The 11,796-nt window shown below is 56.0% G+C and carries 9 protein-coding genes; 2 read left to right on the top strand and 7 right to left on the bottom strand.

The window, feature by feature from the left end; genetic code table 11:
• Positions 1–351 precede the first annotated feature (351 nt).
• Positions 352–1,752, bottom strand: a complete 1,401-nt coding sequence (gene asnS / locus KGA69_RS22025; protein ID WP_045395701.1) for an asparagine--tRNA ligase — start codon at positions 1,750–1,752, stop codon at positions 352–354.
• A gap of 164 nt (positions 1,753–1,916) precedes the next feature.
• A complete protein-coding gene (gene pncB / locus KGA69_RS22020; protein WP_049059588.1) occupies positions 1,917–3,119 on the bottom strand; it encodes a nicotinate phosphoribosyltransferase in 1,203 nt (400 codons plus the stop codon).
• A 328-nt stretch (positions 3,120–3,447) separates the two neighbouring features.
• On the opposite strand from pncB, the gene pepN reads away from it, so the two are divergent.
• Positions 3,448–6,063 carry an aminopeptidase N gene (gene pepN / locus KGA69_RS22015; protein ID WP_047065518.1) on the top strand — a complete coding sequence of 872 codons (2,616 nt, stop codon included), beginning with the start codon at positions 3,448–3,450 and terminating at the stop codon, positions 6,061–6,063.
• A 173-nt stretch (positions 6,064–6,236) separates the two neighbouring features.
• On the opposite strand, the gene ssuB is transcribed toward pepN, so the two are convergent.
• The 5 genes from ssuB to ssuE are packed head-to-tail and all read right to left on the bottom strand — an operon-like array spanning position 6,237 to position 10,481.
• A complete protein-coding gene (gene ssuB / locus KGA69_RS22010; RefSeq protein WP_045395671.1) occupies positions 6,237–7,010 on the bottom strand; it encodes an aliphatic sulfonates ABC transporter ATP-binding protein in 774 nt (257 codons plus the stop codon).
• Positions 7,007–7,798 carry an aliphatic sulfonate ABC transporter permease SsuC gene (ssuC, locus tag KGA69_RS22005; protein WP_015367447.1) on the bottom strand — a complete coding sequence of 264 codons (792 nt, stop codon included), beginning with the start codon at positions 7,796–7,798 and terminating at the stop codon, positions 7,007–7,009. Before ssuC ends, ssuB begins: the two co-directional genes overlap by 4 nt.
• Positions 7,799–7,808: 10 nt before the next feature.
• Entirely contained in the window at positions 7,809–8,954 is a 1,146-nt protein-coding gene (gene ssuD, locus KGA69_RS22000; protein ID WP_045395668.1) for an FMNH2-dependent alkanesulfonate monooxygenase, read from the bottom strand.
• Positions 8,951–9,913 (bottom strand): sulfonate ABC transporter substrate-binding protein, encoded by a 963-nt coding sequence (locus KGA69_RS21995; protein WP_045395665.1) that lies wholly within the window; start codon positions 9,911–9,913, stop codon positions 8,951–8,953. The genes ssuD and KGA69_RS21995 overlap by 4 nt, the downstream gene beginning before the upstream one ends.
• Positions 9,906–10,481, bottom strand: coding sequence for an NADPH-dependent FMN reductase (gene ssuE / locus KGA69_RS21990; RefSeq protein WP_045395662.1), 576 nt, complete (start codon positions 10,479–10,481; stop codon positions 9,906–9,908). Before ssuE ends, KGA69_RS21995 begins: the two co-directional genes overlap by 8 nt.
• Positions 10,482–10,729: 248 nt before the next feature.
• On the opposite strand from ssuE, the gene pyrD reads away from it, so the two are divergent.
• On the top strand, positions 10,730–11,740 hold the full coding sequence (pyrD, locus tag KGA69_RS21985) for a quinone-dependent dihydroorotate dehydrogenase (protein WP_020079247.1): 1,011 nt from the start codon (positions 10,730–10,732) through the stop codon (positions 11,738–11,740).
• Positions 11,741–11,796 lie beyond the last annotated feature (56 nt).

Raw genomic sequence — 11,796 nt, 5'->3', positions numbered from 1 at the left:
CACTTTGCGAAGATTGTCACCTTCTTATATATATCTATATGAATTAGTTATGAATATTTTCGCTAAAGACAGATTTGATTATTTTTTGTCTCAGTTTGGCTCCTTTTTCGTTCAGGCGCCTTTTTTGCATAACGTGCGCGTAATGATTAAAAAATAGCCAATTCAATCAGTGTATTCATTTGTGTCTTAACATAAGGTGCGAAATCTACGTACTAAGGGTAAGGAAATAGTGAGTAACATAATTACGAATTGTGAAGGTTGATGTTTAAGTTTGTTGAAATTCGCTCACGAAAATTGACATAAAAAAAGGCCGGCTTGCGCCGACCTTGTCAGTGTTTTAACGAAACGCGATTAGAATGTGGCGTTACGTGGCGTACGTGGGAAAGGAATCACGTCGCGAACGTTCTGTACGCCGGTTACGTAGGCGATAAGACGCTCGAAGCCCAGACCGAAGCCGGAATGCGGGACGGTGCCGTAACGGCGCAGATCACGATACCACCAGTAGTCTTCTTTATTCAGACCCATTTCGGCCATACGCGCGTCCAGAACATCCAGACGCTCTTCACGCTGGGAGCCGCCGATGATTTCGCCGATGCCCGGCGCCAGAACGTCCATTGCGGCGACGGTTTTACCGTCTTCGTTAAGGCGCATGTAGAACGCCTTAATGTCTTTCGGATAGTTTTTCACGACCACCGGCGCTTTGAAGTGCTCTTCGGCCAGATACCGCTCATGCTCGGAGGAGAGATCCACGCCCCAGTACACCGGGTTTTCAAACTGCTTGCCGCAGTTTTCCAGGATAGTGACGGCGTCGGTGTAATCAACCTGGGCGAAATCAGCAGAGACAAAACGCTGCAGACGGTCGATGGCGTCTTTATCTACGCGCTCGGCAAAGAACTTCATGTCATCCGCACGCTCTTCCAGTACCGCCTTGAAGACGTACTTCAGCATGGCTTCTGCCAGACCGGCAACATCGTTGAGGTTGGCGAAGGCAACTTCCGGCTCCAGCATCCAGAACTCCGCCAGGTGGCGGCTGGTGTTGGAGTTTTCGGCGCGGAAGGTTGGGCCGAAGGTATAGATTTTGGACAATGCGCAGGCATAGGTCTCACCGTTCAACTGGCCGGAAACGGTCAGGAACGACTCTTTACCGAAGAAGTCTTTATCGAAATCGACTTTACCCTGGTCGTTACGCGGCAGGTTTTCCAGATCCAGCGTCGATACGCGGAACATTTCACCGGCGCCTTCGGTATCGGAAGCGGTGATAAGCGGGGTGGATACCCAGAAGAAACCCTGTTCGTCGAAGAAGCGATGCAGCGCCTGCGCCAGGGTGTGGCGTACGCGCGCTACCGCGCCAATCAGGTTGGTGCGCGGACGCAGGTGCGCCACTTCACGCAGATACTCGATGCTGTGGCGTTTCGCCGCCATCGGGTAGGTGTCCGGATCTTCAACCCAGCCGGTGACTTCCACGCTGGAGGCCTGGATTTCAAAGCTCTGGCCCTGACCCTGGGAGGCCACGACTTTACCGGTGACGATAACCGAACAGCCGGTGGTCAGGCGCAACACTTCCTGATTGTAATTGGGCAGAGAATTATTAATAACGGCCTGTACAGGATCAAAGCAGGAACCGTCATAGACGGCGAGGAAAGAAAAGCCAGCTTTAGAATCTCGGCGGGTACGCACCCATCCGCGCACGGTGACTTCGCTGTCAACGGCAACGCGGCCCTGGAGTACGTCGGCTACAGGCACAACGCTCATAATATTCTCTCTATATAGTCCAATAAAAAAGTCTCTTCCCCTTCAACGGGGGGATATCTATGTTACCTGTCATCTTCCATCAGACAAGCAGAATTCGCATCATAAAGGGATAATTTGACAATAAATAATAAAGAAAAAGGAGCCTGAGAGGCTCCTTGTTGAAATTAACTCGCCTTTTTAATCGGCGGCAGATCGAAGGCCTCACGCAGGGCACGGACGAAAGCCTTGTCGTGGCAGATGGTTTTACCCGGGCTATCGGAGAGTTTCGCCACCGGCTTGCCGTTACATTCTACTAGTTTTATGACGATATTCAGCGGTTTCACCTGTGGGATGTCGCAGGTTAACCGGGTGCCGATACCGAAACTGAGATTCACCCGCGAGGAGAAGTGGCGATACAGATCGACCGCTTTGCCGAGGTCGAGGTTATCGGAGAACACCAGCACTTTACTCATCGGGTCGATACCCAATTTCTGATAATGGGCGATAGCTTTCTCGCCCCACTCCAGCGGATCCCCGGAGTCATGGCGCAGTCCCTGATAGCGGGTGGCGAATTCAGGACCGAAATCACGCAGGAAAGCGTCCATGGTGATGCAGTCGGTCAGAGCAATACCCAGCCGATCCGGATATTCCGCCAGCCAGGCGGCAAGAGCCGCGCGCTGGCTGCTGGCAAGGTTTGGACTGATCTGCTGGTGCGCCTGGAACCATTCGTGCGCCTGGGTGCCCATCGGGGTTAAATTGAGTCGGCGGGCCAGATCGTAGTTGCTGGTGCCGACAAACCACGGCTCCTGCTGCAAGCGCTGCACGATAGCCTGCTGTACTTCACGGGAGAAGCGGCGGCGGGTGCCGAAATCCATCAGGCGGAATGCCGACATATCGATGGCGGCGGTCATGTCGGCGAAGTCGGCAAGCTTATGTTCGAGCGTCTCCAGCGCCAGATCGACGCCGATTTCCGGCGAACGGTAGTGGTGCACCAGTTCGCTGATGACCGCCAGCAGCGGCACTTCCCACATGATCACTTCGCGCCACGGCCCGGCGAGGCGAATATTCAGCTTGCCATGATCGTTGATGACGGTGACCTGGCTCGGGTCGTAGCGGAAGTCGCGTAGCCAGTCGAGATAGTCCTGCGAGAAGAACGGCAGGGTGGACAGCCAGTGATACTCATCGTCCTGCAGCTTCAGGTCGCGCATGGTTTCAACCTGCTCGCGAATCGCGTCGGCATAGATGCCGAGCAGATCGTCTCCGCGGCAGCGGAACTCTGCCGCCACCTCCACATCATAGTAGCGGTGGAAGACGGCCTGCTGCATATGCAGCTTATAGGCATCCGTATCAAGCAGCGAGTGCAGTACAGGAGAAGTGAATTGTGTCATGGTGCGCAGTAGCATCCTCTCACTGGGGCGTTCCATTCAAACCAAAGCAGAAAAAAGGAGGCGGAGTATACCTTTAATACCCGGTGCTGTCCTGCTGCGATGGCTCGACGGTAACGCTGACGGTCATTTGCGAGGCCTAGTTTAATATATTGAACACGGATCACACCACAAGCTTTGCGCCGGGTCGAGCGCATTTCGTGCCTCATGTGTTATCAATATGTAGCGATTTTCGTGTTGAACGTTGAAAAGATGAAGATTCTGCATAGCGCGATCTGCGCAACAGGAATAGACTGGAGCCGATACTTTACAGACACGCTAAAGGTTTTTTATGACACAACAGCCCCAAGCCAAATACCGCCACGACTACCGTGCGCCGGATTATCTGATTAGCGATATTGATTTGACCTTTGACCTGGATGCCGCGAAAACCGTTGTCACGGCCGAGAGTAAGGTTTCCCGTCACGCGGCTGCGTCTGATGTGCCATTGCGTCTGGATGGCGAAGACCTGACCCTGATTTCACTGCAGGTGAACGGCCAGCCGTGGAACGACTATAAAGAAGAAAACAATCAGCTGGTGATTAGCGGTTTGCCGGACAGTTTCACTCTGACTATTGTCAATGAAATTAGCCCGGCGGCGAACACCGCGCTGGAAGGCCTGTATCAGTCAGGCGAAGCGCTATGTACCCAGTGCGAAGCAGAAGGCTTCCGCCATATTACCTGGTACCTCGACCGCCCGGACGTGCTGGCGCGCTTCACCACCAAAATCATCGCCGATAAAGCGAAATACCCCTACCTGCTTTCTAACGGCAACCGCGTAGCGCAGGGCGAGCTGGACAATGGCCGTCACTGGATCCAGTGGCAGGATCCGTTCCCAAAACCCTGTTACCTGTTCGCGCTGGTGGCCGGCGATTTCGACGTGCTGCGTGATACCTTCACCACCCGTTCCGGGCGTGAAGTCGCGCTCGAGCTGTACGTTGACCGCGGCAATCTCGACCGCGCGCCGTGGGCGATGACCTCGCTGAAAAACTCAATGAAGTGGGACGAAACCCGTTTCGGTCTCGAATATGACCTCGACATCTATATGATCGTCGCCGTCGACTTCTTCAACATGGGCGCGATGGAGAACAAAGGCCTCAACGTCTTTAACTCTAAATATGTGCTGGCCCGTACCGATACCGCGACCGATAAAGACTACCTCGATATCGAGCGCGTCATTGGTCACGAATATTTCCATAACTGGACCGGCAACCGCGTGACCTGTCGCGACTGGTTCCAGCTCAGCCTGAAAGAAGGGCTGACCGTATTCCGCGATCAGGAGTTCAGTTCCGATCTCGGTTCGCGTGCGGTAAACCGTATCAACAACGTGCGTACCATGCGCGGGCTGCAGTTTGCCGAAGACGCCAGCCCGATGGCGCACCCGATCCGTCCGGATATGGTTATCGAAATGAACAACTTCTACACCCTGACGGTCTACGAAAAGGGCGCGGAAGTGATCCGTATGCTGCACACCCTGTTAGGCGAAGCCAATTTCCAGAAAGGGATGCAGTTGTACTTTGAACGCCACGATGGCAGCGCCGCCACCTGCGATGATTTCGTGCAGGCGATGGAAGATGCTTCGAACGTCGATCTGTCGCATTTCCGTCGCTGGTACAGCCAGTCCGGCACGCCGGTCGTGACCGTGCATGACGACTATAACCCGGAAACCGAGCAGTACACGCTGACTATCAGCCAGCGTACGCCGCCGACCGCGGAACAGGCCGACAAGCAGCCGCTGCACATCCCGTTCAGTATCGAGCTGTACGATAACGAAGGCAAAGCGATCCCGCTGCAGAAGGGCGGTCATCCGGTGCACCACGTGCTGAACGTGACCCAGGCGGAGCAGACATTCGTCTTTGATAACGTTTACTTCCAGCCGGTACCGGCGCTGCTGTGTGAATTCTCCGCGCCGGTCAAGCTTGAATATAAATGGAGCGACCAGCAGCTGACGTTCCTGATGCGCCACGCGCGTAACGACTTCTCGCGTTGGGATGCCGCGCAGAGTCTGCTGGCGACCTACATCAAGCTCAACGTTAATCGTCATCAGCAGGGACAGCCACTGTCGCTGCCGATCCACGTCGCTGACGCCTTCCGCGCGATCCTGCTCGACGAAAAAATCGATCCGGCGCTGGCGGCGGAAATTTTAACGCTGCCGTCGGCCAACGAAATCGCTGAGCTGTTCACCATCATCGATCCGATTGCCATCGCGGCGGTGCGCGAAGCGCTGACCCGTACGCTGGCGAAAGAGCTGGCCGATGAGCTGCTGGTGGTTTACAACGCCAACAAGCTCGACAGCTATCGCGTAGACCATGCCGATATCGGTAAACGTTCTCTGCGCAATACCTGCCTGCGCTATCTGGCTTTTGGCGATGTTGAGTTGGCAGATAAGCTGGTGCAAGCCCAGTATCATCATGCTGACAACATGACCGACGCGCTGGCTGCGCTGTCGTCGGCGGTGGCGGCGGAGTTGCCGTGCCGTGATGCATTGATGCAGGAGTATGACGATAAGTGGCACCAGGACGGTCTGGTGATGGACAAGTGGTTCATCCTGCAGTCCACCAGCCCGGCGGCCAATGTGGTTGAGACGGTACGCGGATTGCTCAAGCACCGTTCATTCACGATGAGCAACCCGAACCGTGTACGTTCGCTGATCGGCGCCTTCGCGAGTAGCAACCCGGCGGCGTTCCATGCCGAAGACGGCAGCGGTTACCAGTTCCTGGTGGAAATGCTGACCGAGCTCAATAGCCGCAACCCGCAGGTGGCGTCGCGTCTGATTGAGCCGCTGATTCGTCTGAAACGCTACGATGAGAAACGTCAGGCCAAGATGCGTGCGGCGCTGGAACAGCTGAAAGGGCTGGAGAATCTCTCCGGCGATCTGTTCGAGAAGATCGCCAAGGCGCTGGCGTAACGGCGGTGCAAATCCCGGATAGCGGCGCAAGCGCCTTATCCGGGTTCACTACGCTGGCTGAAACTGCCGGTGTTGGTGGCCGCAAAATCCCCGGTGGCGCACTCGCTTACCGGGGCTACAGCGCTTTGCGATTTGGTAGTCCGGCCGAGCGAAGCGCGGGCCGGGGACGTTAGTTAGCCATGACTAAACAAACGCGGCGTGCGCTCGCTGTCGCCGCGCTTCATCACCCGATCGAGCACCTGTGCTTCCAGTTCCGCCAGCTTCGCCGAGCCGAACCGCCGCGGACGTGGAATATCCACGTTCAAATCGAGGCCGATTTTCTTTTCTTCTATTAACAGCACCCGGTCGGCCATCGCCACCGCTTCACTCACATCATGAGTTACCAGCAACACGGTAAAGCCGTGCTCCTGCCAGAGCGAAACAATCAATTCCTGCATTTCCAGGCGGGTGAGGGCATCAAGCGCCCCTAGCGGTTCATCCAGCAGCAGCAGACGCGGGCGATGGATCAGCGCGCGGGCCAGCGCAACGCGCTGTTTTTGCCCGCCGGAAAGCGCGGCCGGCCACTCATCGGCTCTCTCTTCCAGCCCGACGCTGGCCAGCGCCTGGCGGGCGGCATCGCGCCACTGGCCCTTCAGCCCAAGCCCAACGTTGTCGATAACCGTCTTCCAGGGCAGCAACCGCGCGTCCTGGAACATCATGCGCGTATCCTCCTGAATCTGCGCAAGCGGCGTCGCGCCTGCCAGTAGTTCGCCGCCGTTGGGTTTTTCCAACCCGGCCAGCAGGCGCAACAGGGTGCTTTTACCGCCGCCGCTGCGGCCGACCACCGCGACAAATTGCCCGGTAGGAATATGTAAATCCAGCTCATTGAGAATGACATTGTCGCCGTAGCGTTTGCTGACCCCATTGAGTAACAGCGGGATCCCGGGATTAAGACGAGCAGTATTCATGCGTTAGCCTCCTGAAGACGGTACGCCGGGTTCCAGCGCAGCCAGACGCGTTCCAGCAGTTGCGCGCTGAAATCGGCGAGCTTGCCGAGTATGGCGTAAAGAATAATGGCGACCACCACCACATCGGTTTGCAGAAATTCGCGGGCGTTCATCGCCAGATAGCCAATCCCGGCATTAGCCGAGATGGTCTCAGCGACGATAAGCGTCAGCCACATCAATCCGAGGGCGAAGCGAATGCCGACCATAATCGAGGGCAGGGCGCCGGGGAGGATCACGTGGCGGAAAAGAGCGAATCCGGATAAGCCATAGCTACGCGCCATTTCCACCAGACCGCGATCGATATTGCGAATGCCGTGCCAGGTATTGATATAAATCGGAAACATCGTCCCCAGCGCGACAAGAAATATTTTGGCGCTTTCATCAATACCGAACCACAAAATCACCAGGGGGATCAGCGCGAGATGCGGCACATTGCGCAACATCTGGATGGAGGTATCCAGCAGGCGTTCGCCCCAACGCGAGAGCCCGCTAATGAGCCCGAGCGTCAGGCCGATGGAGCCGCCGATGGCGAAGCCAAGCAAGGCGCGCCAGGAACTGATCGCCAGATGTTGCCACAGTTCGCCGCTGGCGGAGAGCGTCCAGAAGGCTTTCAGTACCCCCTCCGGAGAGGGGAGAATACGGGTTGAGAGCCAGCCTACCGAGGACGCCAATTGCCAGATCAACACGGTGCCTACCGGTAAAAACCAGGGGGCGAGGCGTAACAGAAGTTTTTGCGAAGAGGCTGCCATAGTTCGCTCCCTAACTTTGCGCCGCTTTACGCGGGATAAATTCATTCGCTACCGCTTCCCCCTGCAGGCGCAGGTTTTGCGGCTGAGGGATCGTCGGAACGTTGACATCGAGCAGCGGGAACAGCAGTTCGCCGACTCGCCAGGCTTCCTCAAGGTGCGGGTAGCCGGAGAAGATAAAACTGTCGATGCCAAGTTCGGCGTATTCATTAATACGTTCAGCGACGGTGGCCGCATCGCCAACCAGCGCAGTGCCCGCGCCGCCGCGCGCCAGCCCGACCCCGGCCCACAGGTTCGGGCTGATCTCCAGTTTGTCGCGACGGCCGTTGTGCAGCGCCGCCATGCGGTGCTGGCCAACAGAATCGGTTTGCGCGAAGGCTGCCTGCGCGCGGGCGATGGTCTCGTCATCCAGATGGGAGATTAAGCTCTCCGCCGCTTGCCATGCCTCTTCATTGGTTTCGCGAACGATGACGTGCAAACGAATACCAAAGCGGACGCTGCGGCCGAGGCGCGCGGCTTTCTCACGCACCTGGGCGATTTTTTCCGCCACCTGCGCCGGCGGTTCGCCCCAGGTCAGATAGAGGTCGACCTGTTCGGCGGCCAGATCCTGGGCAACGTCCGAGGAGCCGCCAAAGTAGAGCGGCGGTCGCGGCTGTTGCTGCGGCGGGAAGAGCAGTTTCGCCCCGCGTACGTGCTGATGTTTGCCGTGAAAGGTCACGGTTTCGCCTTCCATCAGTTTGCGCCAGATATGGGTGAACTCGGCGGAGGCTTCGTAGCGTTCGGTGTGGTCGAGGAATACGCCATCGCCGGCTAATTCATTTGGATCGCTGCCGGTGACCAGGTTGAACAGGGCCCGGCCATTAGAGAGCCGATCAAGCGTAGCTGCCTGGCGCGCGGCGACGGTAGGCGATACCACACTTGGGCGCAGCGCGACGAGGAACTTCAGCCGCTGGGTGACGGGGATCATTGAAGCGGCAACCAGCCAGGCATCTTCGCAGGAGCGTCCGGTGGGAATAAGTACGCCGGTAAAGCCGAGTCGGTCGGCGGTCTGGGCGATTTGCTGCAGATAGCTGTAGTCTACCGGGCGCGCCCCTTCGTCAGTACCCAGATAGCGGCCGTCACCGTGGGTGGGTAAGAACCAGAACATATTCAGACTCATGATTTCGCTCCTTGTGCGGGGGCAGGCTGCCAGATACGGTTTTGAATAGTGATTTTTTTCGGTACCAGCTTGTTCTCATAGAACAGATCGGCGGTTTGCTGTTGACGAGCAGCCGTTTCAGCGCTTACCGGGGATATCGCGGTTGGCGGACGATGGTCGAGATAGCTGGCGATTACCGCTTCGGGTAGCCCCATCGTTTTAGCCAGCAGGGCAATACTTTCCTGGCGATGGCTGATGGTCAGGGCATCCGCCTGGCTAAAGGTCGCCAACACGCCTTCGATAAAGGCGCCGTTCTTTTCGGCATAAGGGCGGGCGGCAAGATAGAACGAACCGGTCTGCTTCAGGTCGCTACCATCTTTCAGTACCCGTACCCCGCCTTGCAGCAGCGCCGCAGAGTAATAGGGATCCCAGATAGCCCAGGCGTCGACATTACCCTGCTGAAATGCGGCGCGGGCATCGGCGGGGGCAAGATATACCGGCTGGATATCGCTGAATTTCAGGCCTGCCTGCTGCAGAGCGCGCAGCAGCAGATTGTGCGAGCTGGAGCCCTTCTGGAACGCCACCTTACGTCCTTTCAGTTCTGCCACGCTTTTGATTGGGCTGTTATCGGCGACCAGAATCACTTCCGCTTTCGGTTTCGCAGGTTCCGCGCCGATATACACCAGATCGGCGCCGGCAGCCTGAGCGAAAATCGGTGGAATATCGCCAGTACTGCCGATATCAATACTGCCGACGTTCAGCGCTTCCAGCATTTGCGGTCCGGCGGGAAACTCGACCCATGAAATCTTCGTTTGCGGATAGCGCTGCTCCAGCAGTTGATGGCTCTTCGCCAGCACCATACTGACGCTGCCTTTCTGGTAGCCGATGCGTAACGCTTCCGGCGCCTGCGGGGCCGCATGCGTAATAAAGGAAAGCATGAGTAGCCCGCCGAGGGTCAGGGCACGCAGAGGATTAAGCATGCTCAACCCCCTGTAATGTCTTTAGTCCGGAGATACGGCTGTTGCGGCGATTCAGCGCCTGCCAGAAGGTCTCCAGCGCCTGGTCGAGACGGTTTTGCAGATTCGGTGTGAACTGCGGCTTGTGTTGATAATCGGTGACCTGGCTATCATCGGCGAAAACGCCATGTAAGATTTCCTGCGCTTTCAGGGCATTAAGCACCGGTTTCAGAGCGTAATCGACCGCCAGCATATGGGCGATGGTGCCGCCTGTCGCCAGCGGCAGGACAATTTTGCCTTCCAGAGCGCGTTCCGGCAGCAGGTCGAGCAGCGTCTTCAGCGCGCCGGAAAAAGAGGCTTTATAGACGGGGGTGGCGATAATCAGGCCATCGGCGCCGGCCAGTTGTTCATTTAAGGTATGCAGAGCGGGGTTATCGAAGCGGGCGTAAAGCAGATCTTCGGGATCAAAATTCTGTAAATGCCAGTGATAGACTTCGATGTCGGCTGCGGCAAGTTTCTCTCTGGTGTACTCCAGCAATGCGCTTGAGCGAGAAGGGTAGCGGGGACTGCCCGCGAGTGTAATAACGCGCATACTCTCTCCTTATAACCAAATGTTTGCATTTATCTATAATTGATAACATTTTATGGCAGTGTGACAGAGGGCGTTTATTTCCCTAAATGATTTTTCCGGCGTTAAATTGCCAAAATGCGCATAACAGGCGGCAGAGAAGTAAACGTTTGCGTTGGACGCGTGATTTTTTGTCGCAGGTCAATTCCCTTTCGGGCGCGGATCGAACATAATACGCCCCCGGTTTGCACACCGGGAATCCAGGAGAGTTCATGTACTATCCCTTCGTTCGTAAAGCTCTTTTTCAGCTCGATCCTGAGCGCGCTCATGAAGTAACCTTCCAACAATTACGCCGCGTAACCGGCACGCCGCTGGAAATACTGGTTCGGCAAAAAGTACCGTCGAAACCCGTTACCTGCATGGGGCTCACTTTCAAGAATCCGCTGGGGCTGGCGGCCGGGCTTGATAAAAACGGCGAGTGCATTGATGCGCTCGGTGCGATGGGCTTCGGCTCAATTGAAATTGGTACCGTAACCCCGCGTCCACAGCCGGGCAATGACAAGCCGAGGATCTTCCGTCTCGTCGATGCCGAAGGTTTGATCAACCGCATGGGCTTTAATAACCACGGTGTTGATAACCTGGTCGAGAATGTGAAAAAAGCGCATTTTGACGGCGTACTGGGGATTAATATCGGTAAAAATAAAGATACCCCGGTTGAGCAGGGTAAAGATGATTATCTGATTTGTATGGAAAAAGTCTATCCATACGCTGGATATATCGCCATTAATATCTCCTCGCCGAATACCCCAGGGCTACGTACTCTACAATATGGTGAAGCGCTGGATGATTTACTCGGCGGTATTAAAAATAAGCAGCTCGAACTTCAACAGAAACATCAAAAATATGTTCCTGTGGCGGTGAAGATCGCCCCGGATCTTTCCGTCGAGGAATTGATCCAGGTGGCCGACAGCTTAGTTCGCCATAATATTGATGGCGTCATTGCTACCAATACCACCCTCGATCGTTCACTGGTCCAGGGGATGAAGCATTGTGATGAAACCGGTGGGTTGAGTGGTCGTCCATTACAATTAAAAAGCACCGAAATTATTCGTATGCTGGCGACGGAATTAAATGGTCGTTTGCCAATTATCGGAGTTGGCGGTATTGACTCGGTGATTGCCGCTCGTGAAAAGCTGGCTGCTGGCGCCACGCTGGTGCAGATTTATTCCGGGTTTATTTTTAAAGGCCCGCCGCTGATTAAAGAAATTGTTACACACATCTAATCTTTTCCGTCTCTGAATCTTCCCCAGGGCTTTATTTCCGGCCCTGGTTGTTTTAT

Source organism: Klebsiella sp. A52 (genome assembly GCF_018388785.1).
GTDB classification, from domain to species: Bacteria; Pseudomonadota; Gammaproteobacteria; order Enterobacterales; family Enterobacteriaceae; genus Klebsiella; species Klebsiella aerogenes.
Note: the sequence above shows the minus strand (reverse complement) of the source record. Positions and strands in the feature narration are given on the sequence as shown.

Coding starts and splice junctions, on each gene's coding strand:
- ssuE (WP_045395662.1), bottom strand. CDS start 10,481: ATGCGCGTTATTACACTCGCGGGCAGTCCCCGCTACCCTTCTCGCTCA.
- pepN (WP_047065518.1), top strand. CDS start 3,448: ATGACACAACAGCCCCAAGCCAAATACCGCCACGACTACCGTGCGCCG.
- ssuC (WP_015367447.1), bottom strand. CDS start 7,798: ATGGCAGCCTCTTCGCAAAAACTTCTGTTACGCCTCGCCCCCTGGTTT.
- KGA69_RS21995 (WP_045395665.1), bottom strand. CDS start 9,913: ATGCTTAATCCTCTGCGTGCCCTGACCCTCGGCGGGCTACTCATGCTT.
- asnS (WP_045395701.1), bottom strand. CDS start 1,752: ATGAGCGTTGTGCCTGTAGCCGACGTACTCCAGGGCCGCGTTGCCGTT.
- ssuD (WP_045395668.1), bottom strand. CDS start 8,954: ATGAGTCTGAATATGTTCTGGTTCTTACCCACCCACGGTGACGGCCGC.
- pyrD (WP_020079247.1), top strand. CDS start 10,730: ATGTACTATCCCTTCGTTCGTAAAGCTCTTTTTCAGCTCGATCCTGAG.
- ssuB (WP_045395671.1), bottom strand. CDS start 7,010: ATGAATACTGCTCGTCTTAATCCCGGGATCCCGCTGTTACTCAATGGG.
- pncB (WP_049059588.1), bottom strand. CDS start 3,119: ATGACACAATTCACTTCTCCTGTACTGCACTCGCTGCTTGATACGGAT.